The organism is Christiangramia sp. LLG6405-1 (genome assembly GCF_045055805.1).
GTDB lineage: Bacteria > Bacteroidota > Bacteroidia > Flavobacteriales > Flavobacteriaceae > Christiangramia.
The window spans coordinates 1,519,365-1,545,259 of record NZ_CP159330.1; the positions used below are offsets into that span (position 1 = coordinate 1,519,365).

Sequence of the window (25,895 nt, forward strand, 5' to 3'; positions counted from 1 at the left end):
TTTATCAAAAAATTAGGATTCCTGTTGCTCTTCATAGAATGGGTAATCTATGTATCCTTGCTTGCCAGGTGTATAGAAAGTATCCTCATTATATTCAGCCAGAGGCCACTTATTTTCAAACCTTTTTGCAAGATCTGGATTGGAAACATACCATTTCGCATAACTCACAAGATCTGCATCCCCTTCTTCGATTACTTTATTTCCAGATTCTCTGTCAAAACCGGCATTGATCATCAAAGTACCTTTGTAAATCTTTCGATAATGTTTTGCAATATCACTTATAAGATAAGGAACGTCGCTTACATCTGAAAATGGTTCTGAAAGATGAACATATGCCAGATCGTAAGCATTTAACTTTTCCATGATATAATCAAAGGTCTCAATGCTTTCTTCTGAAGCTACAATTCCGAAGATTTTGTGCAATGAGGGATTGAATCTACAACCAATTCTATTTTCAGGCCATACTTCATTGATGACATCCAGTACTTCGAAAAAGAATCTTGCTCTGTTTGGAATGCTTCCTCCATATTCATCGGTACGCTGATTAGCATTTTTATTGAAGAACTGGTGTATGAGGTAACCATTGGAAGAGTGAATTTCCACTCCATCGAAGCCAGCATCTTTAGCATTCTGAGCTGCAGATTTAAACTCCTGCACAGTTTCCTGGATCTCCTGAAGGCTCATTGCTTTTGGATCAACGGTTTTTTCCTGACCATCTGGTGTGTACACGTCTGCATTTGGATTTACAGCACTGGGAGCAAGAGGCTTGTCTCCATTATGAAATTTAGGGTGTGAAATTCTACCAACATGCCATAATTGAATAAAGATTTTTCCACCATCCTTGTGAACTGCTTCCGTAACTTTCTTCCACCCTTCGACCTGTTCCGGGGAATGAATTCCAGCAGTGTTTATATATCCAACAGCCCGGGATGATACCTGAGATCCTTCAGAAATAATTAATCCGGCACCTGCACGTTGAGTGTAATAGGTCACATGCATATCTGTAGGTGCATTTGCATCATTATCAGCACGGCTTCTGGTCATTGGCGCCATGATTACACGGTTCTTTAAATTCAGGTCTCCCATCTGGTAGGATTGTAGTAAAGCTTGTTTTTCCATAGTCATATTTCAATTTTTACTAAAATTACCAGTTTCAGGGTTTTTGGGGTGTTAATGAACTGGTAAATCAAAATTAGGTAGCTGAAAGAGGCTCTAAGTCGTTGGGACTGCCAGTGAATTGAATATTATTAAGTAATTTCGTGAATCTAATTAATATATTACTGGAGAGCATTTTGCTAACCAGGAATTAGTTTATACTTCATGCAAAATCAAAAAGAAGTAGCTATTGTAGGATCCGGACTCGTAGGTTCTCTATTAGCCATTTTTCTTAGAAAACAAGGTCATAAAGTCACCATTTTCGATAGACGTCCCGATGTTCGTCTGGTAGAATTTTCCGGAAGATCTATAAATCTCGCCATGTCTAATCGCGGCTGGAAAGCTTTAAGAGAAGCTGGAATAGAGGATGAGATCAGAGATCTGGCATTACCGCTGGATAAAAGGGCAATGCATGTAGATGACAAACCAGTGTACTTTCAGAAGTACGGAGAAGATGGGGAAGCGATTTATTCGATTTCCAGAGGAATCCTTAATCGCAAAATGATAGATCTTGCGGAAGAAGCTGGTGCAGAATTTAGATTTGAAGAGAAGATCTGGGATGTGGATCTGCCAAATGCAAAGTTGTATACAGGTGAATCTGAAAAAAGCGTCTGGAAAGAATATCAGTTCGATCTTATTTTTGGAGCAGATGGCGCTTTTTCAAGAACCCGTCACAAGATGCAGAGACAAAGCAGGTTCAATTATTCCCAGCATTTTATTGATGTAGGTTATAAAGAACTAACGATTCCTGCAAATCCTGATGGATCCCATAAACTAAATAATGCATCTTTCCATATCTGGCCGCGAGGTAACTTTATGTTGATCGCAATGCCTAATCTGGATGGAAGTTTTACTTGTACGCTTTTCATGCCTTTTGAAGGAGATGTTTCCTTTGAAAGTATACAGACAGAACAACAGGCAGATCAGTTCTTCGAACAGTATTTTCCTGATATTAAAGATGAAATATCGAATTTAAAGCGAGACTTTTTCAAAAATCCTACTAGTGCAATGGTAACGATCAAATGTTATCCATGGTCTTATTTTGATAAGATCACTCTAGTAGGAGATTCTGCTCATGCGATTGTTCCATTTTACGGGCAGGGAATGAATGCGGGATTTGAAGATATTTCAGTTCTAAATCAAAAGATGAATCAGCATGGGGATAACTGGGAAATAATTTTCGAAGAATATCAAAGAGAACGGAAACCTAATACAGATGCGATCGCAGAATTAAGTTATCGTAATTTTGTCGAGATGAGTAGTAAGACGGCCGATCCATCTTTTTTACTTCGGAAGAAAATAGAAAAGAAGTTCGCTCAAAAATATCCTGAATTATGGGTGCCTTTGTACTCACGGGTCACATTCTCAGACAAAGCTTATTCAGATGCGCTGGATATTGGAGATTACCAGAGAGGAATCATGGACGAAGTCATGAAAATCCCTGGAATTGAAGAAACCTGGGATACTGAAGAGGTCGAACTTAAGATCAAGGATTTACTTAATAAATAAAAAAAAGCTGCCATCTGGCAGCTTTTTTTTAATGTGCATCCTCTTTAAGAATGTCTGGAAACTTCTCCTTAAATCGATTCAGTCTTGGAATCGATACATTCTGAATGTATGGATTTTGAGGATTATTTGCCTCGTAATTTTGATGGTAATCTTCAGCTACCCAGAATTTCTGAAAAGGCAGAATTTCTGCGGCAAGTGGTTTCTGGTAGTCTTTAGCAACTTCAGTCTTCACTTCGTTTATAATATTTTTCTGTTCTTCTGTTTGAAAGAATACGATCGAACGATATTGTGACCCATTATCCGGTCCCTGTCCATTCACCTGTGTTGGGTTTTGAGAACCAAAGAACACTTGAACCAATGTTTTGAAATCTACAACTTCTGGATCATAAATCACTTCTACTGCTTCTGCATGACCTGTTCTTCCAGTATTGCTTTCTTCATAGGTTGGATTCTTGGTATGTCCGCCAGCGTAACCGCTTATCACTTCATCCACGCCTTCAATACTTTCATAGATAGCTTCCACGCACCAGAAACAACCGCTAGCGAAATATGCCTTTTTCATCCCATTCTGCATCTCAACTTCTACCGGAGTAGCATTTGCAATCTCAGGTTTAGTAACCGATTGCTGCGTGTTTTGATTTCCACAAGCCAGAAGTACGAGGCTTATGAAATTAATAATTAATAGCTTCATGTTATTTGAGTTTATAAGTTCCTTCTAGAGTTTTCTTGCCTAACAATGCATATTCCACGGCAGTCTTACCGTCGATTTGAAAACCTTTCCAGTCAAGTTTGTATTCGTTTGCATCTACTTTGCTAAATGTTGCAACCGCTGTGCCAGTATCAAGCTCACTCCATGGAATTTCATTCTGTTTACTTTTTACTGAAGCTCCTTTGTAGAAAACGTGAATTTCGTCACCTACTTTTCTAAAGTCGGCTTCCATATATAATTCACCGGGCTTAAGGCAGAGTTCTGAACTTTCTCCTGCTTCGATTTCCAGGCAGTAGCATTCGCAGTTACTTTCTTCCGCAAACGCGAGGTTCGTATAAGTTCCAGAGTAGTCTGTGTTCTTTTCCTCTGCTGTAGATGTAGTGTCCGTGGTAATAGCTTCTTCAGATTGATCTGAACTTTGTTCGTTCAAATTTTTAAAACCGGTTTTCTGAGTAGTAATGGTATCTTCTGCCTTATTTTCTTTTTCAGAATCCTTACAACCTGTCATAGTCAGCATAGCCAGACACATGATACAGGTTTTAAATGCAGTGAGTAGTTTCATAACGGGTTAAAGTTAGACTATAATTCACCGAAATTTGTAAAATGAATGTTAATCCCAGAGCCCGTGTGAATAGGAGAGTGGCTTAAAAATCAGGTATAAAAAAACCGCCTGAAAAACTTTTGCTTCAGATCCTAAGATCTTACTGTTATTCTCCAGGCAGTTTAAAGTATATATTAAGAAGTATTAGAACTTCTTGAACATAGATTCCATTTTTTCCTGCTCTTCTTTAGCTAGTTCTTCATCTACCAGAATTCTACCACTGTGTTCATCTGTAATGATCTTTTTACGACCAGCAATTTCCATGATCACCTGTGGTGGAATAGTGAAGAAAGATCCTCCAGATGCTCCTCTTTCTACAGGAACCACTGCTAAACCATTCTTTACGTTTGTACGAATTCTTTTGTAAGCAGTAACAAGCCTGTCTTCAATGTTCTTTTCGTATTCCTTAGACTTGTCAATTAGTGCTTGCTCTTCTTTCTCAGTTTCCTTAAGAATTTCGTCAAGTTCACTTTTCTTATGCTTAAGGTGAGCTTCTCTTTCAGCTAATTTCTCTTTAGTTTGAGTAATAACTTCTTTTTTCTGCTCGATCTTGACCTTGTACTCATTAATATGCTTTTCTGAAAGCTCTATTTCAAGTTCCTGGAATTCAACTTCTTTGCTTAAAGCATTGAATTCACGGTTATTACGAACATTCTTTTGTTGCTCAGAATATTTTTTGATTGTCGTCTTAGACTCCTCTATCTGGTTCTTCTTGTTCTTGATATCATTATCAATCACTTCGATATCCGCATCCAGTTTTTCCAGGCGTCTGTTCAAACCTGCTACTTCATCTTCAAGATCTTCAACTTCAAGAGGAAGTTCTCCACGTACATTTCTAATCTCATCAATTCGTGAATCCACCAATTGAAGATCGTACAGTGATCTTAACTTCTCTTCTACAGTAACATCGTTTTTTTTCGCCATATTATAAGTAATGTATTGGATTGGTATTTGTGTCTGCTAAAATAAGTGCAAAACTACTAATTTTTTTGCTAAGAAAAGAATATAGTAAATTTTTTGTAAACTGTTCACTTTCATAGTGTCCGATATCTGCGACGACCATCTTTTGCTCGGCTTTATAGTAATCATGATATTTTAAATCTGCTGTGATAAATATATCTGCACCAGCATTCTTTGCATTTTCGATGGCAAAGGCTCCGCTACCTCCCAAAACAGCAACTTTTTTAATAGGTGTTTTAAGTATTTTAGAATGACGAATTCCTTTGCTATTAAATGTTTCCTGAATTTGAGTTAAGAAGCTTTTCCCGTCTACAGGAGTTTCTAGTTCCCCAATCATTCCCATTCCTAGCTGCTGATTCCTATTTTCAAGACTATGAATCTCATAGGCGACTTCCTCGTAAGGATGACTTTGAAACAAAGCCTTCAATATCTTGGATTCGAGGTGTTTCTTATAGGTAATCCCAATTTGTATCTCATCCTCAAAATGAATTGTACCTTTTTCACCAACTACGGGATTCGAATCCTCGTTTCCTTTGAAGCTTCCGGAGCCCTGAACATTAAAACTGCAATTCTCGTAATTTCCAATATTACCCGCACCCGCCTGGAATAAAGCTTCTCTCACCTTAGCCGCATCGGAAACCGGAACATAGGTTTGCAGTTTTTTGATACTATCGCTTCGAGGAATCAGGATCTGCCTATTCACCAGTCCAAGCTTTTCAGCAATCATATCGTTAACACCTTTGTGCTGATTGTCTAAAGCAGTGTGGATCGCATAAATCGCGATATCATTCTTAATTGCTTTAAGAACGGTACGCTCCACATAATTTTTGCCGGTCAGTTTTTTTAAGCCTGAAAATATGATTGGATGAAAGCTTATGATCAGGTTGCAGTTTTTAGCAATGGCTTCATCTACGGTAGCCTCCAGAGTATCTAAAGTGATAAGTGCTCCTTTAACTTCTTCGGAAGCGTTGCCTACCAGCAAACCTACGTTGTCGAAATCTTCAGCATAATTGAGCGGTGCAAATTCTTCTATATTATTAATTACTTCTTTAATAAGCATATTTTGATAATTTTGCCTGAAGCCTTTAAAAAGAATTGTTTGCATAATTCTCAGACTTCAGACTCAAAGATAATTATATTAAGCGTTTATGCCGAATCCCAGAAAATTGCTTTTCCCATTTTCCATAGTCTACAAAACTGTGACTGGAGTTCGGAATCAATTATACGATCAGGGAATTTTTAATTCCATGAAATTTGATGTTCCTGTAATCGCAGTTGGGAATTTAAATATGGGAGGCACCGGAAAATCTCCAATGATCGAATATCTGATCGATCTGCTTTCAAAGGATGCTAAACTAGCGACCTTAAGCAGAGGTTATAAACGTGAGAGTTCAGGGTTTCAGGTAGTGGAAACCAATGACGCTGCTAGTAAAAGCGGGGATGAGCCTCTTCAATTTAAAAGTAAATTTCCGGAGATCACGGTAGCTGTAGATGCAAATAGGGTGGAAGGTATCAACAGGTTAAAGGAGTCCGGTTCCAATCTTATTTTGCTGGATGATGCTTTTCAACATCGAAAAGTTGAGGCGGGATTTTATATTCTACTTACTTCTTATAGTGACCTGTTCACAGAAGACTTTGTACTGCCGGCTGGAAATCTCCGAGAGTCAAGACACGGTGCCCTTAGAGCAAATGTGGTGGTGGTAACTAAATGTCCGCAGGATCTTGGTAAAACTGAACAGGATGAAATTCGATCAAAGATCAAGGCATATTTTAAAGGTCCGGTTTTCTTCAGTAGTATCATTTATTCTGAAATTATATACACAGAGAAAGAGCGTATGCTATTGAAAGATATTGAACTAAAAGATTTCGTGCTGGTTACGGGAATTGCCAATCCTTTTCCAATGATTTCATACCTGGCTGAAATGAATATTGAACTGAAGCATTTTAAGTTTTCAGATCATCATAATTTCTCCAAAGAGGAAATTGAGAAGCTAAACACTTTTGAAAGGATACTTACCACAGAAAAAGATTACATGCGTCTAAAAGGAACTAAACTTGCCGGTAAGCTTTATTATTTACCAATTCAAACCAAAATAATTTCTGGTACTGAAAAGTTTGATGAACTAATTTTGAGTTACGCACAAAAAAAATGAGGTGCGAAGCACCTCATTTTATCTCGGCTAATTCAAATTATATGTGTTTGTTATCTTCAATATAATTCTACTAGCATATTCTTTACAAAGGCTGTGCCATTTTCTTTAAACTGTTGTTTCTCTGGCGGATAGATACTTGTTGATCTTGTGGAAGAACTCTTCGGTCTTATAAGGTTTGGGGATAATATCATTAAAACCGTTCATGTAAAATTCGTCCAGATTATCATCAAGAGTTACAGCGGTCAATGCAATGATTGGAATATCAGGATTGAATTTTCTAATTTCTATCGTAGCTTCTATTCCTGAGATTCCAGGCATATGAATATCCATAAGAATTAGATCAAATTCATTGCTCTGAACTTTCTCGATCGCAATAGTACCATTGTCGGCCACATCACAGATTACTTTGTTTTTCTCCAAAATTTTCCGTGTGATCATTTGATTGATCTTATTATCCTCAACAATAAGAATATTTTTATCCTTCATAATATCGTTGGTAAGAACAATATCTTTAGATGTCGCGTTTGGTTCAACAGGTTTCGTCTCCAGCGTTTCGGCTTCAAATTGCAATTCAAAAGTGAAAGTAGATCCTTTCCCAAGATCGCTCTCCAGTTTAATTTCAGAATTAAGAAGACTTAGAAGGTTTTTGACAATGGATAAACCAAGCCCCGTACCTCCAAATTTTCTGTTGATTTGTGTAGAACCTTGTGTAAAGTTTTCGAAAATCGCCTTTTGTTTCTCTTTTCCAATTCCTTCACCATTATCCTTTATTTCAAACAGAAGGGAAACGAACTTTCCATCCTGACGGGTTTTATTTACCGCAATCCAGATATCTCCATTTTCAGTAAATTTAATTGAGTTTCCAATTAAGTTTATAAGAATTTGCGAGACCTTTAGCGGATCCCCAATCAGTTTAGCCGGGATGTCCTGGTCATAGGAGAAATGTAATTTCGTATTCCTGTCGTCTGCAGAATTCTTTAAAGCAATCAATACATCTGAAATACGCTTTTCGAGATCAAAATTGGTTTTAACAATCTCTACCTTATTTGCTTCGAGTTTATTTAGGTCTAAAATGTTATTGATAAGGGATAGTAGGTATTCGCCTGAAAACTTTAAAGAATTTAGATGCTCCTTCTGGTTCTCCGTAGGGCTTTCTTCTAACAGTAAGTGTGTCAAGCCAGTTACGGCATACAAGGGTGTTCTAAGTTCATGAGTAATGGTGGTCAGGAACTGAGCTTTAGCCATTGAAGCTTTTTCTGCATTTTCCTTAGCCAGGATCAATTCAGAATTTTTCTTCTGAAGCAACTCGTTGGCTCTAGCACGAAGATTGTTATTTTTATATAAACTCAACGTGAGCAGCGAGAGAATTGTAATAAGAGCTACACTAAGTATCGTAGTTAGCTTATTAACTTTTAGAGTTCTTTCATTTTCCGCCTGCTGGGCCGTTAGCTGATCTACCGTTGATTTCAAAGCAGAATTACCAAGTCTGGCATTTGCTTCAGTAGCAAGAGCTTCCTTGTTAACATCGAAAATAGTTTCTCTTATCTTGTTACCCTGTTGAAGTAATTCGAGTGCGCTGGCATAGTTCCCTCTTTCCTGGGCAATTTCACTTAGCAAATTATAACTATACATGATCATACCAGTATAACCTGCTGCCTTGGATATTTCAAGCGATTTTTTAGCTGACTGCTCTGCTCGTTCATAATTTCCGTCGTTTTGAAACGCGCGAGCGAGGAAATAGTTTAACCGGGTTTTTTCATATTCATTATTCGAATCACCAAGATAAATTTCTGCATTTCTTAATTCGGCCAGAGCTCTTGGTTTATTTTGCTCATCGTTGAAATAAATGATTGCTCTATTTAGTGCAATGATTCCTAATTGTTCCCGATTGTCTTGCTGAGTATAGTATTTTTCTGCCAACCCCAGGTAGTTTAGGGCTCGATCAAATTCTCTTTTGGATGTAAGTATTTTGGAATACAACACATAAGAATAATTAAGGCCTGCATCATCATTGATCTCTCTCTGGATAGACATCGCCCTATCAAGCTGTGTTATAGCTTTGTCGTATTCATGCCTCACATGATACATACGACTGAGAATCGTACTGCTAAGTGCTATATAATTCTTAGCGTCTATACGTTTAGACAATTTCAGAGATAGATCCAACTGTTCCTGGGCTTTATCAAAATTCATAGTATTGATAGAAACCTCGGCATCATTCAACAGTTCTTTGATCTGTTCCGGTTTTGGGTTTTCTACATCGATCCTGGATTCCTGAAATCCGAAGATGGCGAAGCAACATACTAAAAGGATGAAACGCTTGAAGTTTTTCATTTATGGAAAAATAGCTAGCAGCTTTAATAAGTTGTTAAATATAGCTATTTATCGTTAAGAAGTGAAATTAAATCGATAAGACGATTAGAGTATCCAATTTCATTATCATACCATCCAATCAATTTTATTAGCGTACCATCTATGACTGAAGTCATTCCAGCGTCAAAAATGCAGCTGTATTTATTGTCAAGAATATCTACAGAAACTATTGGATCTTCAGTGTACTCTAGAATTCCCGACATCTCATTTTCTGCTGCAGTCTTGAAAAGTTGGTTCACCTCTTCGATGCTCGTTGATTTTTTGACATTCAGCGTCATGTCGGTAAGAGATCCGTTAGGAACCGGAACTCGAATTCCGCATCCTCCAATAACTTCACTCAGTTCAGGAAAGATTCCTGTTAATGCTTTAGCTGCACCGGTGGTAGTTGGAATGATAGATTGAGCGGCTGCCCGACTTCTCCTAAGATCCTTATGAGGTTTATCATGTAAGCTCTGGTCTGAAGTATAGGAGTGAACAGTTGTTATATAGGCTTGAGTAACTTTTAAGTGATCATGGATCACCTTGAGCATGGGAGCTGAATTATTCGTCGTACAGGAAGCATTCGAGATGATTTTCTCATCACCCGTAAGTATATGTTCGTTTACCCCAATTACGATCATCTTAATATCATCGTCCTGTGGTGGAACTGAGAGTATCACCTTTTTTACTCCAGCTTTCAGATGAGGTAGCAGAGCTTCAGTAGTTTTAAATTTTCCGCTGCATTCCACTACCATTTCCACTCCAAAACTATCCCAAGAAATATCCGCGGGTTTTTCGAAATTCAGCAAAGGAATAGAGCGACCGTCAACAATTATTTCACTGTCGCCCGCAGAAATATCATTGAATATTCTTCCGTGGATGCTATCATACCTGAGCAGATGTGCGAGACTGCCGGCATCATGAACATCATTAATGGCAACAACCTCTATCTCGGGATGACTTAGTAAAAGTCTGAAAAGGTTTCTACCAATCCGGCCAAAGCCGTTAATGGCAATTTTTACAGGACCCGCCATGTAGACTCCTTAGTTTATATGTTTTTGAGCCTTATAAGAAGATCTTACCAGGGCACTACTTTCAACATGTCTAAAACCTAATTCGAGACCGTATTCTTCGTAACGCTTGAATTGATCTGGGGTGATAAATTGCTTAACTGGTAAATGTTTCTTACTGGGTTGAAGATACTGTCCAATAGTCACTACATCAACACCTGCACCGCGTAGATCTCTAAGCGTCTGAAAAACTTCTTCTTCCTTTTCGCCAAGTCCAAGCATAATTCCAGACTTGGTTCTACGAATTCCATTCTCCTTAAGATATTTCAGAACTGCAAGGCTTCGGTCGTATTTGGCTTGTATACGTACTTCTCTGGTAAGACGCTTTACGGTTTCCATGTTGTGGGAAACCACTTCAGGGCTAACTTCGATTATACGATCTATGTTACGTTCGTTTCCCTGAAAATCAGGAATCAATGTTTCAAGTGTAGTTTCAGGATTCATTCTTCGAATCGCTTTGACAGTCTCTGCCCAGATAATTGAACCCATATCCTTAAGATCATCACGGTCCACGCTGGTTACTACCGCATGCTTAATTCCCATGATCTTAATGGATCTGGCAACCTTTTCAGGTTCATCCCAGTCTACAGTTTCTGGTCGGCCGGTTTTCACACCGCAGAATCCACAGGATCTCGTGCATACATTCCCAAGGATCATAAAAGTAGCGGTCCCTTCACTCCAGCATTCACCCATATTCGGGCAACTACCAGAGGTGCAAATAGTATGTAGATCGTATTTATCAACCAGGCTTCTCAATTCGGTATATTTCTTACCGGTAGGAAGTTTCACTCGTAACCACTTTGGTTTTGGAGTTCTTTGTGTTTTGGTTTTTACTGGAGCAACGTCTGTATTCATAGCAATAAATCTCTGTTTCAAAGATACAATAATAAGCTGAACTGCATAAATTAGACTCCTGCCGATTCTAATCCTTACTTAGCTCTTTCGGCTTTCAATAATAGCGGCAAGTAACTTCTTGGCGCGCAGCAGTTTTACCTTAATATTATTCATAGGTTCGTCCAGGAATTCTGCGATTTCTCTATATGATTTCTCCTGAAAGAATCTAAGATTGATGACTTCCTGGTAATGAGGTTTCAATTGCTTAATATCAAAAAGTAATTGCTCTAGATTTTGTTCCTTAATAAGCTTATCCTCAATTCCCGGCGTATCATCTGCGATCTGGTAGACCTGATCCTCATCCTGCATGGAAGTTTTAGATCTAATAGAAGCTTTTTTCTTCCTTATTTGGTCTATATGGATATTCTTGGAGATCGCAATAAGCCAGGTGGCAAAGGAATAATTATCATCAAAAGTCTCTATGCGATTAAAAGCTTTAGAAAATGTTTGAATCGTAATATCTTCAGCTTCATACTCATTCTGGGTCTTTTTAAGCTGAAAACCATAAACATCTCCCCAAAACCTGTCTACCAGGTAATTGAATGCCGACTGACTTCCTTTCTTGGCATCACTGATTTTCTCAGAGAGCTGATTGGGATTTACTTCCACTGTCCTGGTTTTGAAATGAGATTGGAGCTAAATATAGCTAATTGGAAAAATATTAAAAATATATCAAAAAATGGATAGAACCAGATCACGTCCTTTTCATCTAGCTTTTCCGCAGCATTATAATAGACAATTCCGTCGAAGATCAATTTTATGACCAGAATCGATAGAACAGCAATAGGGTAGATCTGAAGGACTGAAAGTAGAATAAAAAGTAGCCAGAAAAGTAATCTTGCCGAGTAATATACGCCAAGCAGAACCCGGTGTTTCTGTTGGTATTGTTTAGCAGTAGAAACGTGTCTGCGTTTCTGTTTTGTCCATTCTGAAAAACTTTTTTTGGGAACACTTCGTGTGATTGAACTTTCAGAAAAACAGATGGCGGTATTTTCATCATTCGCAGCTTCATTAACGAATAAATCGTCATCGCCAGATTTTATGTGTAGGTGACTCGCAAAGCCTTTCAATTCATAAAATCTCTCAGATGTATAAGCGAGATTTCGCCCAACGCCCATATATGGTATCCCTAATTTTGCATAACTGAAATACTGAATGGCTGTTAATAGTGTTTCGAACCTAATTAACTTATTCAGCAGTGATTTCTTTTGTTTGAAGTAGCCACCATATCCAAGAACGATTTCCTTGGTTGTAAAATGATTTGTCATCTCTGTGATCCAATCCTTCGACTGAGGAACACAATCGGCATCTGTAAATAATAAGTATTTGTTCAAAGCTTTTTTAATACCCAGTGTAAGCGCATATTTTTTATTTGCCCAGAATGCTTCGATATTCTGCACATTTACAATTTTTACTCTTGGATCTATATTCTGAAAATGTTCCATTACTTCCAGACTATTATCTGCGGAAGCATCATTAATAAGGATAAGTTCAAAATTCGAATGATTCTGCTCTAGAATTCCTGGTATAAAGTTCTGAAGGTTCTCTTCTTCATTCTTTGCGCAAACAATTACTGAAACGGGAAGATTTAAAGCTTGTGACTTTTCCGAAGAAGCAGATGTAAATGAAAAAAAACTTAGGTTATAGAGGATATTGATTATACCGGTGAGTATAAACAGGCCAAATAATATTATCTCCATTTAATCTAAGTAGTCTTGGCAGTATCTGAACAATTTTCAATTTCATCTGGTAACTTTCCACAAAAACTACATGGTTCACCAGATTTATTAAGGTATGGATTCTGGCTCGCGCAGGTACCAGCGAACTTTCCATCTTTTTTACCCCAGATTTTAATTGCAATTCCTGCAAATGCAAGACCTAGCAGGACTAAACTGATTATAAATAGTTTCATAGACTTTGGATTCTGTTGCAAAAATAATAATAAAAACAGGCAACTGAAAATTGGTCGTATCATTAGTATATCGTTTACAATATTTAACTAAACTTTAATCGAATAAGTAGCGCTATCAGTTAATTCAGAGATATCTTGCAGCGTTAACCACGAAAAAAACTACAATATGAAATTTAAAATGTTATTTACAACTCTTGCACTTTCAGCAGTCGTTTTCACTTCTTGTGAAGATGGTAATAAAAAAGAGCAGGAAGAAAAAGAGAAAATGGAGCAAATGGAAGCCGAAGAAAGAGAGGCTGAAATGCAAGCTGAGAAGGAAATGCAGGAAATGCAGTCCAACAGCATCGCAGCAAAAGCTATGGCTACCGATACTTTAAGTACACTAGTATCTGCTCTACAAGCTGCTGATTTAGCAGAAATGATGAAAACAGAAGAAGGTCCTTTTACTGTATTCGCACCTAACAACGCTGCATTCTCTAAAGTAGATCAGGCAACACTAGAAAGCCTGATGATGGAAGAGAATAAAGATAAACTAGCTGGTGTTTTGAAATACCATGTAGTTGAAGGAGAAGTTATGGCTGCAGATCTTGTAAAAATGATCCAAGATAATGACGGAACTTATGCAGTTTCTACTGTTGGTGGAGGAGAGCTTACAGCATCTTTAGAAGGTGAGAATGTAATCCTTACTGATGAAAATGGAAACAAAGCGACTGTAGTACAGGCTGATGTTGATGCTTCTAACGGAGTTGTACACATCATCGACGCAGTAGTGATGAAGAAAGCATAATTCGGTAACGAATTATAAAGAAAAAGGAGCGCATTTGCGCTCCTTTTTTTATTGAATAATATTGACTTCAGCTTCAAGGGGAACTCCAAACTTCTGAGAAACCTTATCCTGAATCATTTTAGCGAGCATTAAAATTTCCTCTCCTGTAGCCTCACCATAGTTAACCAGGACCAATGCCTGATTCTTATGAACCCCTGCATCTCCATTGCGGTAACCTTTCAGTCCCGATTGATCAATTAGCCAGCCGGCTGGGATTTTTATTTCATCTTCAGATACATGATAAGAAGGAATTTCAGGGTGTTCCCGCTTTAATTCTTCAAATTGATCTTTGGTGATCACAGGATTCTTAAAGAAACTACCACTATTTCCAATTTCCTTCGGATCGGGTAATTTTGATCTTCTAATAGCGATAACTGCATTCGAAATATCCCTGATTCCAGGGTTTTCAACTCCAGATTTCTCCAGTTCATTACGAATTGCGCCATAATCCAGATTTAAATAGTGATCTTTTTTGGATAGTTTAAAACGAACAGAGGTAATAATATAAATACCTTTTAATTCATTTTTAAAAACTGAATTTCGATAACCAAAATTGCAATCTTTACGAGTGAACTCTTTCTCTTCAAGGGTTTGAATATTCATCGCATGACAACTTACAAAGCTGTCTTTAAGTTCAACTCCATATGCGCCAATGTTCTGGATAGGAGAGGTGCCTACGTTGCCGGGAATAAGAGATAGATTCTCTAATCCTCCGAATCCTTTTTCTATGGTATAAAGAACTAATTCATGCCAGTTTTCTCCTGCAGCAACTTCCAGAATAACTTCACTATCATCTTCTGAAACTACTTTGATACCCTTCAGGGCAATATGAACTACCGTCTTATGAAGATCCTGAGTAAGGAGCATGTTGCTGCCGCCACCAAGAATAAATAATTCAGAAGAATAACTTTTTTTTAGAAGACGTCTCAGATCGTCGATGCTTGAAACCGATACAAATTTATCTGCCCGAACATTGATCCCGAAACTGTTGTGATCCTTCAGTGAAAAGTTACGAATAACCTGCATTAAGCTTTGTTGTTGTACTGTTTTAATGCTTTTTCAAGAATTACCAGCGCACGCTCAAGATTTTCTTTTTTCAATACATACGCGATTCTAACCTGGTTCAGTCCGGTATTAGGAGTAGAGTAGAATCCTGCTGCTGGTGCTACCATGATGGTTTCATTGTCATCTTCAAAATCTTCCAGTAACCATTTTGCAAAATCATCTGCATTATCGATAGGAAGCTCGGCGATACAATAAAAAGCACCTTTTGGATTTGCAACCTTAACACCGTCAATTTTTTCCAAACCTTTTACAAGAAGATCTCTTCTAAAAGTATATTGCTCGATCACCTCGTCGAAATAGCTCTGTGGCGTATCCAGTGCAGCTTCACTTGCAATTTGAGCGAAAGTAGGCGGGCTTAGTCTTGCCTGTGCAAATTTCATGGCGGTCGCAATTACTTCGGTATTTTTGGATACCAGGCAACCAATTCGTGCTCCACACATGCTATATCTTTTTGAAACCGAATCTACCATGATCGCATGGTTCGCCAGCTCAGGAATGCTCATAATAGAATGATGTTTTACACCATCGTAAGCAAATTCACGATAAACCTCGTCTGAAACAATAAACAGGTCATGTTTTAGCGCAAGATCGGCAAGTTGTTGAATTTCTTCTTTTGTATACAGGTATCCTGTTGGATTGCCAGGATTACAAATAAGTATAGCTTTAGTTTTCTCAGTGATCAGTTTTTCAAATTCTGAAATAGGAGGTAATGCAAAACCATCTTCAATTTTAGACTGAATTGGTTTAATTGTTACTCCTGAAGCTGTTGCAAAGCCATTATAGTTTGCATAAAATGGTTCTGGAATGATTACTTCATCACCCTGATCTGTAATGCTCCCCATTGTAAATAGAAGCGCTTCAGATCCTCCGGTGGTAATGATGATGTCCTGCTTTTCAACAGGAAGAGAGGTATTTTTGTAATAGGAAGCGAGCTTTTCACGATAACTCTCGAACCCAGCAGAATGACTGTAAGACAGTACTTCAATGTCATGATTTTTCACGGCATTAAGTGCTACCTCAGGAGTTTTAATATCAGGCTGGCCAATATTTAACTGGTATATAACTTTACCCTTTGCAGCAGCTGCTTCAGCATAAGGGACTAATTTTCTTATAGGTGATTCGGGCATTTGCTGCCCTTTATTTGAAATCTTTGGCATGATAGTTCTTTTATAGGTTTGCAAAATTGCAAAAATAAAGCCTGAATCAAGAATAAACAATCCTGAATTATTCTGCTTTAGCAGTTAAATTTCAGCATTAAAAAAGCCTCCAGTACAGGAGGCTTAGGTATTCATTTTCAGAGGTAACGCTTAACTCTCTGTGTCATCTGTTATCTGACCTTTTATCTTCAAGGCTTTTATAGGTTCTTCGGCATTAGAATAAACCGTAACAGTTTTCCTGATATGTCCAACTCTTTTAGTGTCATACTTCACTTCTATTTCACCCATTTCACCAGGCATTATAGCCTTTTCTGGTTTTTTAGGAATCGTACAGCCACAGCTGGATTTTACATCCTCAACGATAAGTGGTTCATCTCCAATATTTTTAAATTTGAAGACACGCACTCCGTCGCTACCTTTTTTTATAATGCCATAGTCGATCGTTTCAGACTCGAACTCGAACTTAGCCGAGTTTTGCGCCTGGGTAGTAGCAAATCCTGCCAGTACGAAAACTACGATTGCAATCAATTTTCTCATAATTCAGTTATTTAATCGGATTAGTAAATATACGCTGAAATGCCTTAACTCTCAAAATTTTAATCATTTCAGCAGCTTTCATAATCCTTCATTAATAATTACTTTTGCCATTATTTCAAAAACCAGACCAAGAAATGGCAATTGCTTCACAATACAATGCGAAAAAAGTAGAGGATAAGTGGTATGACTACTGGATGAAGAATAACTACTTTCACTCTGAAGTAGACGAGCGCGAACCTTATACGATAGTGATCCCGCCACCCAATGTTACGGGAGTTCTTCATATGGGACACATGCTGAACAATACCATTCAGGACGTGCTGGTGCGTAGAGCGAGATTGAAGGGCTATAATGCCTGTTGGGTGCCGGGAACAGATCATGCTTCCATCGCTACAGAGGCTAAAGTTGTAGCGAAATTGAAGGAGGAAGGTATTGATAAGAATGACCTAAGCCGTGACGAATTTCTACAACATGCCTGGGACTGGACTCATAAGCATGGTGGGATCATCCTGCAGCAATTAAAACATCTTGGTGCCTCCTGTGACTGGGAGCGTACAAAGTTTACGATGGACGATAACATGTCTGCTTCAGTCATTAAAGTTTTTGTAGATCTATATGAGAAAGGTCTCATTTACCGTGGTTACCGTATGGTGAATTGGGATCCTCAGGCAAAAACAACACTTTCAGACGAAGAAGTGAACTATGAAGAGCGTAATGGAAAGCTCTTCTACCTAAAATATAAAGTAGAAGGTAGTGATGATTATCTTACCATTGCTACGACAAGGCCGGAAACCATTCTTGGAGATACCGCCATTTGTATTAATCCGAATGACGAGCGTTTTGCTCATCTTCGAGGTAAAAAAGCGATCGTGCCAATTTGCAATCGAACTATTCCTATTATCGAGGATGAATATGTAGACATGGAATTTGGGACCGGTTGTTTAAAAGTTACTCCGGCTCATGATGAGAACGATAAGAACCTGGGTGAAAAGCATAATCTAGATGTTATCGATATTCTGAATGATGATGCAACCCTTAACAATTATGGTTTACATTATGAGGGAAAGGATCGTTTCGTTGTTCGTGCAGAGATTGTAGAGGAACTGGAACTTTCTGGTAATCTTTCAAAAGTGGAAGATCACGTTAATAAAGTGGGAACCAGTGAAAGAACAGGTGCCGTGATCGAACCGAAACTTAGCGATCAATGGTTTCTGAAAATGAAAGAGATGGCAGAACCTGCTATCAAAGCTGTAGTAGGAGACGATATAAACCTGGTGCCGGAAAAGTTTTTAAACACTTACAAGCACTGGATGGAGAACGTTCGGGACTGGAATATCTCCCGTCAGTTATGGTGGGGACAGCAAATTCCTGCTTTTTTCTACGGAAATGGAAAAGAAGATTTTGTGGTAGCCGAAACTGCTGAACTGGCATTGAAGAAAGCCAGGAAAGTTACTCAGAATGAATCTCTCCAAGCTGAAGATCTTACTCAGGATAAAGATGCCTTGGATACATGGTTCTCATCATGGTTATGGCCAATGAGCGTCTTTAACGGAATCCTGGAACCGGAAAACAAAGAGATACAATACTACTATCCTACCAATGACCTGGTAACAGCTCCTGAAATTTTATTTTTCTGGGTGGCACGTATGATCATGGCAGGTTATGAATACCGTGGAGAAAAACCTTTTAAGAACGTATACCTTACCGGGATAGTTCGGGATAAGCAGCGTCGTAAGATGTCTAAATCTCTAGGTAACTCACCTGATCCACTTGGTTTGATCGAGCAATATGGAGCAGACGGTGTTCGTGTGGGAATGCTTTTGAGTTCTCCTGCCGGGAATGACCTTATGTTCGATGAAGATCTTTGCAAGCAGGGTAGTGCCTTTACAAATAAAATTTGGAATGCCTTTAGACTAGTAAAAGGCTGGGAGATTTCAGAAGAGATCGAGCAACCGGAAACTGCGAAGAAAGCGATCGAGTGGTATAAAGCGAAATTTCAGCTTAGTCTTAGAGAGATCGAAGACCATTATTCTAAATACAGAATAAGTGATGCGCTTATGTCCACCTATAAGTTGATATGGGATGATTACTGTAGCTGGTTCCTTGAAATGGTGAAACCTGGATACGGGGATCCAATCGATGCGGTTACTTACAATCAGATCATTGAAATCCTTGAGGATAACTTAAAAATTCTTCATCCTTTCATGCCATTTGTTTCTGAAGAGATCTGGCAAACCATTACTGAAAGAAATTCAGAAGAAGCATTGATCATTGCAAAATGGCCGGAACAAATTTCATTTGATGAAACGATCATCAAGGAGTTTGCACATGCTTCCGAAGTAATTACAGGAGTAAGAAAGATTAGAAAGGACAAGAATATTGCCTTTAAGAATCAGATAGAATTGATGGCTATGAATAATGAGAATACCAGCAATAGTTTTGATTCTGTGATTTCAAAAATGGGTAATATCTCTACTTATAATTACGTGACTGAAGCTACTGAAGGTGCTTTGTCCTTTAGAGTGCGAAGCAACGAGTATTATATTCCTATAGTTGGAGCGATCGATGTAGATGCTGAAAAGGCCAAGATCCAGGAGGAATTAACTTATACTGAAGGTTTCCTGAAATCTGTAGATAAGAAATTATCCAATAAAAGATTTGTAGACAATGCTCCTGAAAAAGTGGTGGCTATAGAAAAGACCAAAAAAGCAGACGCAGAAGCTAAAATCGAAGCTTTAAAAGCCAGTCTTAAAAACCTGAGCTAGATATTATAAAATTTATTCAAAAAAAAAGAGGATCTAATGATCCTCTTTTTTTTTGTTTGATGCTAGTTGATCTTACCTATATATTCTTCAACTAGTTCTATATATTTTTCTTCTGCTTCCTGTTTGCTAAGTTTTCTCACCTGTACCAGAGCATTAATCTTAAAAGCGCTTCTCAGATCGCCCTGATTGCCCGGTGGAATATAGAAACCATTCCTTTCGGTAGCTCGCTTGTAGAGTGCGTAGAAATGCAGCATGACATCTGGAGGAAACTGTTCCTCAGTCTTACTGGCCATTTCATAGGCTTTAAGAAATTTCATGTTTTCCTCTGCCATCGTGTGGTTATGATACAACATCAGCAATTACGCTTACGCCGCCTTTTACTTTGTCATTAATTCCGACCTTGACCTTGGTCCCAATAGGTAAGAATACATCTACGCGGCTACCAAACTTTATAAAGCCACTATCACTTCCCTGAACTACTTCAGTTCCTTCCTCGGCATAATTCACGATACGTTTTGCAAGTGCTCCCGCGATTTGTCTGTATAAAACTTCACCGGCAACTTCATTTTCTACAACGACAGTAGTTCTTTCGTTTTCTTCACTGGATTTAGGATGCCACGCGACAAGAAATTTACCAGGATGGTATTTACTGAATTTCACTTTTCCGCCAACCGGGTGACGGGTAACATGTACGTTTAATGGCGACATGAAAATCGAAACCTGTAATCTTTTATCTTTAAAGTATTCCTTTTCAAAAACTTCTTCGATCACCACTACTTTCCCATCTACAGGAGAAACTACATGTTCATTATTGTGGATGGTAGGTCTCTTTGGATTTCTGAAGAACTGAACGATCAATAAAAAGAAAAGTACTGAGGCTACTAGTATGGCGAATTTCAACCAGTAAAGGTCAATTAAGCTGTAAGTTACAACGTTGATCGCAATAAGGATCAGCGCAGTAAGTATCATTATTTTGTATCCTTCTTTATGAAACATAATTCAATATATATAAATATGCATAGACGAATGGGCTTGCAAATATAATACTATCCAGCCTGTCAAACAATCCGCCATGTCCTGGCATTAGTTTTCCGCTATCTTTTACGCCCGCCTGTCTCTTAAATTTCGACTGTATCAAATCTCCTAATGTTCCGAAAATACTCAATATGATCGCCATTCCTAACCATATTAGCGGTGTATTGAATTTACTGAAGTCTGATAGAGTAGTAGGAAATAATGGACTGTAATACCAGATTGCGTAACTCATCAGGCAACTAAATACGAGTCCACCAAGGAATCCTTCAACTGTCTTATTCGGACTAATCTTTTCGTAAAGCTTATGTTTTCCGAAGTTTTTACCTACAAGATATGCGAAAGTATCATTGGTCCATATCAAAAAGAATATTCCTATAACCAGCTTCGGAATAAATACTCCTTCTATCGTAGGAATGAGAGTGAGGAAGATCGTAGAGGAAATAAGATAAAATATAATAATGATGTACTTCTTCTTTTCGAAGACAGGAATTTTTTTAACGATAATAAGATCCTTGACCAGAAACAGGTTCACGAAAATTGTAATGAAAAGCAACATTACAGTGGCATCCTGGTTAAATTTAAGGAAACTAAACAGGTAGAACAGTACCGCCTGTAAAATAAATAGAGCGTAGCTTTTGAGTCGGAGCAGTTTTTGCATCTCGACCAGGCAAACCAGGCTCAATAGATAAAAAAGAATTATAAATATTAATTCTGAAGAGAGTATCGAAGCAACCAGAATGGCTGTATACAATAGTCCTGATACAGTACGTATAATGGTTTCCTTCATAAATTACAGATCTTCCAGCAGTAGCAAGTATAAGTTCTTCGTACTACTTCCGTAACTCATGAAATCACCTTCTTTTTGAGTTTCAAAATTCTTTATAGTAGTAATATTTGAAGGGATTTGCTGCTTGTTTTTAAATTTGATACCTCTTAGACCTTCTCCAATAGTGTCAATTAACTGACTTGTACTGGAAAGGATGATGAAATTAGCAGGAAGGTCATGGAGTTTTCTTTCCTTGATCTGATTGGATGATATTAGAATTGAACCATCGTTGGCAACTAGAAATTCGCAAGTTGAAAGATAGAATTCTGCTTTTGCTGAATGATTAAATTCAAGGTTAAAACCTTTGAACTTTTCTTTCAGGTTATCATCAAAGCAACAGCATTCTGTTTCATACCAGTCGTTTTCAAGAAGAATATTGTCGAAAGCTTCCTGTACTTCAGCTTCATCAATGCAGTATAAGAATTTTCCCCCGTTATTTTTAAAATTGAGCATGAAGCGCTCATCAGTAGGTAATTTTACCTCTGGCATATATTTCCCGCGGTCTGCTTTCTCAGGCGTGTCCTGATCCTGCTCTGCTCTCGCCTTGGGATTAAGAAACCTTTTGAATAGATTCATGGGGTTGGGTTCTGATTCTTAGACATTTTATCAAAGTTAAAAAATCTGAAATTAACCCTTGTTTAATTTCAGATTTTTTAGCTATAGTTCTACACTACTTATTAACCGAATCCTGATCGAGGTGATCATTCGGTTTGGAAGCTGAATCATTGGAGGTAATAGTTTCATTTGAAACATCGTTCCCTTCTGGAAGTGTATTCGTCTCTTTAACCGGTTTTCCAATTGGTTCTTCTCTTTCGTAAGGTCTTTTTCCGAAGATCTTTTCAAGATCATCCTTAAAGATAACTTCCTTGTCAAGAAGAATATCAGCCAGTTGAGAAAGCTTGTCCTTATGAAGTTCTAGAAGGTCAAGCGCACGTTTATATTGCTCTTCAATAAGATTTGAAATTTCCTTATCGATTAATTCTGAAGTTTTCTCACTGTAAGGCTTAGTGAAGTTGTATTCACCCTGTCCTGAACTATCGTAATAGGTAAGGTTTCCAACAGCATCATTTAAACCGTAAATGGTTACCATCGCTCTCGCTTGTTTTGTAACTTTTTCAAGATCACTAAGTGCTCCGGTAGATATCTTGTTGAAAATAACTTTCTCTGCGGCACGACCACCAAGAGCGGCACACATTTCATCTAACATTTGCTCTGGACGAACGATTAAACGTTCTTCCGGTAAATACCATGCAGCTCCAAGAGATTGTCCACGGGGGACGATAGTAACTTTAACCAGCGGGGCAGCATGTTCTAACATCCAGCTCACTGTTGCGTGACCAGCTTCGTGGAATGCAATAGCTTTCTTCTCACTAGGAGTGATGATTTTATTCTTTTTCTCTAAACCACCAACGATTCTATCAACAGCATCCAGAAAATCCTGTTTACCTACTGCTTTGTTTCCTTTACGAGCAGCGATCAATGCCGCTTCGTTACAAACATTCGCAATATCTGCTCCAGAGAATCCAGGGGTTTGCTTAGCTAAAAATTCAGTGTCAAGTTCATCTGCAACTCTTTTTAAAGGAGCTAAATGAACTTCGAATATTTCTTTTCTCTCGTTTAGATCTGGAAGGTCCACATAGATTTGTCTGTCAAATCTACCTGCACGCATTAATGCTTTGTCAAGAACATCTGCGCGGTTGGTTGCAGCGATGACTATCACATTTGTATTCGTTCCAAAACCATCCATTTCAGTTAACAACTGGTTCAAAGTGTTTTCTCTTTCGTCATTAGAACCGGAGAAATTGCTTTTACCTCTTGCTCTACCTATAGCATCGATCTCATCTATAAATATGATAGATGGAGACTTTTCTTTAGCCTGTTTGAATAGGTCACGTACTCTGGAAGCACCAACACCTACGAACATTTCTACGAAATCTGAACCAGATAAAGAAAAGAAAGGAACTTTAGCTTCACCGGCAACGGCTTTTGCTAATAAAGTCTTTCCTGTACCAGGAGGTCCTACTAATAAAGCTCCTTTTGGAATCTTACCTCCTAGAGCAGTATATTTCTCTGGTTGCTTAAGAAAATCTACAATTTCCTGTACTTCTTCCTTGGCACCTTCAAGACCTGCAACATCTTTAAAAGAAGTTTTAACGTCTGTGTTCTGATCGAATAATTTTGCCTTGGACTTTCCTATATTGAAGATCTGTCCACCAGCTCCGCCGCCACCTCCAGCGCTCATCTTTCTCATGATAAATATCCATACACCAATGATTAAGATGAATGGAAGGAGAGTAAGGAAAAGATCGCCCAGAATGTCACTGCTCGTATCGTAAGTAACGACCGTTGCTAAATTATTCTCATTTTTGATTTCATCGATATCGTCTTCAAAATTCTGAAGATCACCAAATTGAAATGAGTAAACCGGAGAATCCCCGCTTGAAAACAGGTCCGGATCAATGTTTTTCTTGTGTATTTCTTTCTCTTTTGCTTCCTGAGTAAGAAACACGTGTGCTTGATTACGGTTGATGATCTCAACTCTTTCTACATCACCGTTTTTAAGATATTCTTTAAATTCTGCTGGGTTTGTTTTTGCAGGTTCAGAGAAGCCACCGTTCCCGAACAAATTGAGACCAAGAAATATTATAATGATCGCAGCATAAATCCAGTAAGCACTGAATTTAGGTTTTCTGGGATCGAGTTTTTTCTTCGCTTTTTGATTCGCCATTATGTCTTGCTAAAAATTAAATTTAATAACTTGTTTGGATAGAAGTGATCTTCGCATCACCCCAAAGGCTTTCAATATCGTAAAATTCCCGGATATGCTTCTGGAAAACATGTACAACAACGTTGACGTAGTCCATGAGCACCCATTCGGCATTCTCGCTACCTTCGATGTGCCAGGGTTTATCCTTTAATTCTTTACTAACCGTTTTTTGTATGGAATTGACTATGGCGTTAACCTGTGTGTTTGAAGTACCGTTACAGATTATAAAGTAGTCGCAAACTGTGTTTTCAATTTCTCTAAGATCAAGGATATCAATGTCATTACCCTTCACTTCCTCAATCCCTTTAATAATATGTGCAATAAGTTGATCGCTGTTTTTTTCCTTTTCTGACATTAATTTGATTTATTTATGCAAATTTATCATTTTTTGCTCTTTTCGAAGAGATTCTTACAGAAGATTTAACGCCTATATCTCTTATAACTATCATGCGTATAATCAAAGTTGATGCCATTGACTCTACGAATACTTTCGTACGTAAGTTCTATGACAATAAAGGTCATTTTGAACCTGTGTGCGTAAGTGCAGCGCATCAAACAAACGGCAGAGGGCAGAGAGGTGCCAACTGGTATGTGCAACCCGGTCATAATCTCACTTTCAGTATACTTTACCCACAGCAGGAACTCAATATTTCGGGATATTTCAATCTCAACATCTGCATATCTCTGGCTATTTTAGAGGTCCTTGGAGCTAAAAATATACCTCATCTTAAGGTTAAATGGCCTAACGACATTATGTCACAAAGAAAAAAGCTGGGAGGAATTCTTATCGAAAATATTGTCAAGACCGAAGGCATTGTCGCAAGTATCATAGGGATTGGTATTAATGTGAATCAGACCAACTTTGATAATCTGCCTCAGGCCACTTCTTTAAAGAACGTTACCGGTATTCACTGGAATGTTGATGAACTTCTTCATGAGCTTTGTGAAACTCTTGACTTTCAATTGAAAGCATTAAGCAAAATGAGTGAAGAAGAGCTTATGTATCAATATCAGCAGAACTTATTCCGAAAGGATATCATTTCCACGTTTGAAGCTAAAGGATCTAAGTTTAACGGGATTATTAGAGGGGTCACTTCCGAAGGAAAACTGAAGGTAGAAAAGGAAGAAGAGTTATTCCAGACTTATGATCTTAAGGAAATCAAATTGCTGTATTAAAAAAGCCGGAAATGAATCCGGCCTTTGTAAATTTTAGAGCTTCCCAATATTCTCAGTAAGAGCATTAATGAACTTTTGCAGCGGGCCTTTGATCATCATGCCCATCATCGCATTAAATTTTCCCACAAAATCCATTTGCACTTCACTGCTATTTTCCCCAGCAGAAGAAATATGGGTATTTAAACTAAAAGGAAACTTATCTGAAGTTGATCCAAGAACAACTAATTCCGGTTCCTTTGTTTCTGTGATCTTTAATTTGATCTCCGGCATACCTTTTAGTTGAAAAATAAAGGTATCTTCAGCAGTAACCACGAACTTTTCCTTGCTTTTAGGCATGATCTCTTCGTAGTTCTCAACATTGGTCAGGAAATTGAACATTTCCTGCTGACTTTTATTCGCTTGTACTTTTTGACTTTCTAATTTCAT

General features: G+C 38.1%; 26 protein-coding genes. 5 read left to right on the forward strand and 21 right to left on the reverse strand.

Annotation, left to right across the window (positions count from 1 at the left end; translation table 11 throughout):
* Positions 1–12: 12 nt before the first annotated feature.
* Complete coding sequence (locus tag ABVM50_RS07045; RefSeq protein WP_405200543.1) at positions 13–1,119, reverse strand: alkene reductase; 1,107 nt, start codon at positions 1,117–1,119, stop codon at positions 13–15.
* A 201-nt stretch (positions 1,120–1,320) separates the two neighbouring features.
* Between ABVM50_RS07045 and ABVM50_RS07050 the strand changes: the two genes are divergently transcribed.
* Positions 1,321–2,664, forward strand: coding sequence for an FAD-dependent oxidoreductase (locus tag ABVM50_RS07050; RefSeq protein ID WP_405200544.1), 1,344 nt, complete (start codon positions 1,321–1,323; stop codon positions 2,662–2,664).
* Positions 2,665–2,692: 28 nt separating this feature from the next.
* On the opposite strand, the gene msrA is transcribed toward ABVM50_RS07050, so the two are convergent.
* The 4 genes from msrA to ABVM50_RS07070 all read right to left on the reverse strand — a co-directional run bounded on the left by msrA (position 2,693) and on the right by ABVM50_RS07070 (position 5,994).
* Entirely contained in the window at positions 2,693–3,355 is a 663-nt protein-coding gene (msrA, locus tag ABVM50_RS07055) for a peptide-methionine (S)-S-oxide reductase MsrA (protein WP_405200545.1), read from the reverse strand.
* A 1-nt stretch (position 3,356) separates the two neighbouring features.
* Positions 3,357–3,935 (reverse strand): hypothetical protein, encoded by a 579-nt coding sequence (locus ABVM50_RS07060; RefSeq protein WP_405200546.1) that lies wholly within the window; start codon positions 3,933–3,935, stop codon positions 3,357–3,359.
* A 183-nt stretch (positions 3,936–4,118) separates the two neighbouring features.
* Positions 4,119–4,898 carry a zinc ribbon domain-containing protein gene (locus ABVM50_RS07065; protein ID WP_141876938.1) on the reverse strand — a complete coding sequence of 260 codons (780 nt, stop codon included), beginning with the start codon at positions 4,896–4,898 and terminating at the stop codon, positions 4,119–4,121.
* A 1-nt stretch (position 4,899) separates the two neighbouring features.
* The gene (locus ABVM50_RS07070; protein WP_405200547.1) at positions 4,900–5,994 is read right to left on the reverse strand and encodes a Nif3-like dinuclear metal center hexameric protein; all 1,095 of its coding nucleotides are present in this window, start codon (positions 5,992–5,994) and stop codon (positions 4,900–4,902) included.
* An 88-nt stretch (positions 5,995–6,082) separates the two neighbouring features.
* Here ABVM50_RS07070 and lpxK point away from each other — a divergent pair, with 88 nt between their 5' ends.
* Entirely contained in the window at positions 6,083–7,087 is a 1,005-nt protein-coding gene (gene lpxK, locus ABVM50_RS07075) for a tetraacyldisaccharide 4'-kinase (protein WP_405200548.1), read from the forward strand.
* Between the two features lie 105 nt (positions 7,088–7,192).
* On the opposite strand, the gene ABVM50_RS07080 is transcribed toward lpxK, so the two are convergent.
* The 6 genes from ABVM50_RS07080 to ABVM50_RS07105 form a co-directional block, all read right to left on the reverse strand.
* Entirely contained in the window at positions 7,193–9,421 is a 2,229-nt protein-coding gene (locus tag ABVM50_RS07080; RefSeq protein ID WP_405200549.1) for a response regulator, read from the reverse strand.
* Positions 9,422–9,465: 44 nt separating this feature from the next.
* Positions 9,466–10,473: a type I glyceraldehyde-3-phosphate dehydrogenase gene (gene gap / locus ABVM50_RS07085; RefSeq protein WP_405200550.1), complete on the reverse strand. Its 1,008-nt coding sequence runs from the start codon at positions 10,471–10,473 to the stop codon at positions 9,466–9,468.
* A gap of 9 nt (positions 10,474–10,482) precedes the next feature.
* Entirely contained in the window at positions 10,483–11,364 is an 882-nt protein-coding gene (lipA, locus tag ABVM50_RS07090) for a lipoyl synthase (protein WP_405200551.1), read from the reverse strand.
* A 78-nt stretch (positions 11,365–11,442) separates the two neighbouring features.
* On the reverse strand, positions 11,443–12,012 hold the full coding sequence (locus ABVM50_RS07095; protein WP_405200552.1) for an RNA polymerase sigma factor: 570 nt from the start codon (positions 12,010–12,012) through the stop codon (positions 11,443–11,445).
* Positions 12,003–13,103 (reverse strand): glycosyltransferase, encoded by a 1,101-nt coding sequence (locus tag ABVM50_RS07100; RefSeq protein WP_405200553.1) that lies wholly within the window; start codon positions 13,101–13,103, stop codon positions 12,003–12,005. Before ABVM50_RS07100 ends, ABVM50_RS07095 begins: the two co-directional genes overlap by 10 nt.
* A 5-nt stretch (positions 13,104–13,108) precedes the next feature.
* On the reverse strand, positions 13,109–13,315 hold the full coding sequence (locus ABVM50_RS07105) for a membrane or secreted protein (protein ID WP_405200554.1): 207 nt from the start codon (positions 13,313–13,315) through the stop codon (positions 13,109–13,111).
* A gap of 166 nt (positions 13,316–13,481) precedes the next feature.
* Between ABVM50_RS07105 and ABVM50_RS07110 the strand changes: the two genes are divergently transcribed.
* The gene (locus ABVM50_RS07110; RefSeq protein WP_295178843.1) at positions 13,482–14,102 is read left to right on the forward strand and encodes a fasciclin domain-containing protein; all 621 of its coding nucleotides are present in this window, start codon (positions 13,482–13,484) and stop codon (positions 14,100–14,102) included.
* Positions 14,103–14,150: 48 nt separating this feature from the next.
* Here ABVM50_RS07110 and murB read toward each other — a convergent pair whose 3' ends face one another.
* The 3 genes from murB to ABVM50_RS07125 all read right to left on the reverse strand — a co-directional run bounded on the left by murB (position 14,151) and on the right by ABVM50_RS07125 (position 16,900).
* Positions 14,151–15,167 carry a UDP-N-acetylmuramate dehydrogenase gene (gene murB / locus ABVM50_RS07115; protein ID WP_405200555.1) on the reverse strand — a complete coding sequence of 339 codons (1,017 nt, stop codon included), beginning with the start codon at positions 15,165–15,167 and terminating at the stop codon, positions 14,151–14,153.
* Positions 15,167–16,363, reverse strand: coding sequence for a pyridoxal phosphate-dependent aminotransferase (locus ABVM50_RS07120; protein ID WP_405200556.1), 1,197 nt, complete (start codon positions 16,361–16,363; stop codon positions 15,167–15,169). Before ABVM50_RS07120 ends, murB begins: the two co-directional genes overlap by 1 nt.
* Before the next feature lie 150 nt (positions 16,364–16,513).
* Positions 16,514–16,900, reverse strand: a complete 387-nt coding sequence (locus tag ABVM50_RS07125) for a DUF1573 domain-containing protein (RefSeq protein ID WP_405200557.1) — start codon at positions 16,898–16,900, stop codon at positions 16,514–16,516.
* Positions 16,901–17,034: 134 nt separating this feature from the next.
* On the opposite strand from ABVM50_RS07125, the gene ABVM50_RS07130 reads away from it, so the two are divergent.
* Positions 17,035–19,665: a valine--tRNA ligase gene (locus tag ABVM50_RS07130; RefSeq protein WP_405200558.1), complete on the forward strand. Its 2,631-nt coding sequence runs from the start codon at positions 17,035–17,037 to the stop codon at positions 19,663–19,665.
* Between the two features lie 62 nt (positions 19,666–19,727).
* Here the strand turns inward: ABVM50_RS07130 and ABVM50_RS07135 are convergent, their stop codons facing one another.
* The 6 genes from ABVM50_RS07135 to rsfS all read right to left on the reverse strand — a co-directional run bounded on the left by ABVM50_RS07135 (position 19,728) and on the right by rsfS (position 24,648).
* Complete coding sequence (locus ABVM50_RS07135) at positions 19,728–19,982, reverse strand: acyl-CoA-binding protein (protein WP_260443369.1); 255 nt, start codon at positions 19,980–19,982, stop codon at positions 19,728–19,730.
* A 22-nt stretch (positions 19,983–20,004) separates the two neighbouring features.
* On the reverse strand, positions 20,005–20,661 hold the full coding sequence (locus tag ABVM50_RS07140) for a phosphatidylserine decarboxylase family protein (protein ID WP_405200559.1): 657 nt from the start codon (positions 20,659–20,661) through the stop codon (positions 20,005–20,007).
* Positions 20,651–21,487, reverse strand: a complete 837-nt coding sequence (locus tag ABVM50_RS07145; protein WP_141876954.1) for a phosphatidate cytidylyltransferase — start codon at positions 21,485–21,487, stop codon at positions 20,651–20,653. The genes ABVM50_RS07140 and ABVM50_RS07145 overlap by 11 nt, the downstream gene beginning before the upstream one ends.
* A 3-nt stretch (positions 21,488–21,490) precedes the next feature.
* Positions 21,491–22,102: an LUD domain-containing protein gene (locus tag ABVM50_RS07150; RefSeq protein WP_141876955.1), complete on the reverse strand. Its 612-nt coding sequence runs from the start codon at positions 22,100–22,102 to the stop codon at positions 21,491–21,493.
* 94 nt (positions 22,103–22,196) lie between these two features.
* Entirely contained in the window at positions 22,197–24,254 is a 2,058-nt protein-coding gene (gene ftsH / locus ABVM50_RS07155) for an ATP-dependent zinc metalloprotease FtsH (RefSeq protein WP_405200560.1), read from the reverse strand.
* 22 nt (positions 24,255–24,276) lie between these two features.
* Positions 24,277–24,648, reverse strand: a complete 372-nt coding sequence (rsfS, locus tag ABVM50_RS07160) for a ribosome silencing factor (protein ID WP_141876957.1) — start codon at positions 24,646–24,648, stop codon at positions 24,277–24,279.
* Positions 24,649–24,740: 92 nt separating this feature from the next.
* Here rsfS and ABVM50_RS07165 point away from each other — a divergent pair, with 92 nt between their 5' ends.
* Positions 24,741–25,469: a biotin--[acetyl-CoA-carboxylase] ligase gene (locus ABVM50_RS07165; protein WP_405200561.1), complete on the forward strand. Its 729-nt coding sequence runs from the start codon at positions 24,741–24,743 to the stop codon at positions 25,467–25,469.
* Between the two features lie 33 nt (positions 25,470–25,502).
* On the opposite strand, the gene ABVM50_RS07170 is transcribed toward ABVM50_RS07165, so the two are convergent.
* Entirely contained in the window at positions 25,503–25,895 is a 393-nt protein-coding gene (locus ABVM50_RS07170; protein WP_405200562.1) for an SRPBCC family protein, read from the reverse strand.

Bases quoted from the DNA above. Each gene is read 5' to 3' on its own strand.
- ABVM50_RS07140 (WP_405200559.1), bottom strand. From the start codon at position 20,661: ATGTTTCATAAAGAAGGATACAAAATAATGATACTTACTGCGCTGATC.
- ABVM50_RS07105 (WP_405200554.1), bottom strand. From the start codon at position 13,315: ATGAAACTATTTATAATCAGTTTAGTCCTGCTAGGTCTTGCATTTGCA.
- ABVM50_RS07110 (WP_295178843.1), top strand. From the start codon at position 13,482: ATGAAATTTAAAATGTTATTTACAACTCTTGCACTTTCAGCAGTCGTT.
- ABVM50_RS07100 (WP_405200553.1), bottom strand. From the start codon at position 13,103: ATGGAGATAATATTATTTGGCCTGTTTATACTCACCGGTATAATCAAT.
- gap (WP_405200550.1), bottom strand. From the start codon at position 10,473: ATGGCGGGTCCTGTAAAAATTGCCATTAACGGCTTTGGCCGGATTGGT.
- ABVM50_RS07050 (WP_405200544.1), top strand. From the start codon at position 1,321: ATGCAAAATCAAAAAGAAGTAGCTATTGTAGGATCCGGACTCGTAGGT.
- lpxK (WP_405200548.1), top strand. From the start codon at position 6,083: ATGCCGAATCCCAGAAAATTGCTTTTCCCATTTTCCATAGTCTACAAA.
- ABVM50_RS07130 (WP_405200558.1), top strand. From the start codon at position 17,035: ATGGCAATTGCTTCACAATACAATGCGAAAAAAGTAGAGGATAAGTGG.
- ABVM50_RS07165 (WP_405200561.1), top strand. From the start codon at position 24,741: ATGCGTATAATCAAAGTTGATGCCATTGACTCTACGAATACTTTCGTA.
- ABVM50_RS07150 (WP_141876955.1), bottom strand. From the start codon at position 22,102: ATGAATCTATTCAAAAGGTTTCTTAATCCCAAGGCGAGAGCAGAGCAG.
- rsfS (WP_141876957.1), bottom strand. From the start codon at position 24,648: ATGTCAGAAAAGGAAAAAAACAGCGATCAACTTATTGCACATATTATT.
- ABVM50_RS07145 (WP_141876954.1), bottom strand. From the start codon at position 21,487: ATGAAGGAAACCATTATACGTACTGTATCAGGACTATTGTATACAGCC.
- ABVM50_RS07080 (WP_405200549.1), bottom strand. From the start codon at position 9,421: ATGAAAAACTTCAAGCGTTTCATCCTTTTAGTATGTTGCTTCGCCATC.
- ABVM50_RS07060 (WP_405200546.1), bottom strand. From the start codon at position 3,935: ATGAAACTACTCACTGCATTTAAAACCTGTATCATGTGTCTGGCTATG.
- ftsH (WP_405200560.1), bottom strand. From the start codon at position 24,254: ATGGCGAATCAAAAAGCGAAGAAAAAACTCGATCCCAGAAAACCTAAA.
- ABVM50_RS07170 (WP_405200562.1), bottom strand. From the start codon at position 25,895: ATGAAATTAGAAAGTCAAAAAGTACAAGCGAATAAAAGTCAGCAGGAA.
- ABVM50_RS07120 (WP_405200556.1), bottom strand. From the start codon at position 16,363: ATGCCAAAGATTTCAAATAAAGGGCAGCAAATGCCCGAATCACCTATA.
- msrA (WP_405200545.1), bottom strand. From the start codon at position 3,355: ATGAAGCTATTAATTATTAATTTCATAAGCCTCGTACTTCTGGCTTGT.
- ABVM50_RS07045 (WP_405200543.1), bottom strand. From the start codon at position 1,119: ATGGAAAAACAAGCTTTACTACAATCCTACCAGATGGGAGACCTGAAT.
- lipA (WP_405200551.1), bottom strand. From the start codon at position 11,364: ATGAATACAGACGTTGCTCCAGTAAAAACCAAAACACAAAGAACTCCA.
- ABVM50_RS07070 (WP_405200547.1), bottom strand. From the start codon at position 5,994: ATGCTTATTAAAGAAGTAATTAATAATATAGAAGAATTTGCACCGCTC.
- ABVM50_RS07135 (WP_260443369.1), bottom strand. From the start codon at position 19,982: ATGAAATTTCTTAAAGCCTATGAAATGGCCAGTAAGACTGAGGAACAG.
- ABVM50_RS07125 (WP_405200557.1), bottom strand. From the start codon at position 16,900: ATGAGAAAATTGATTGCAATCGTAGTTTTCGTACTGGCAGGATTTGCT.
- murB (WP_405200555.1), bottom strand. From the start codon at position 15,167: ATGCAGGTTATTCGTAACTTTTCACTGAAGGATCACAACAGTTTCGGG.
- ABVM50_RS07065 (WP_141876938.1), bottom strand. From the start codon at position 4,898: ATGGCGAAAAAAAACGATGTTACTGTAGAAGAGAAGTTAAGATCACTG.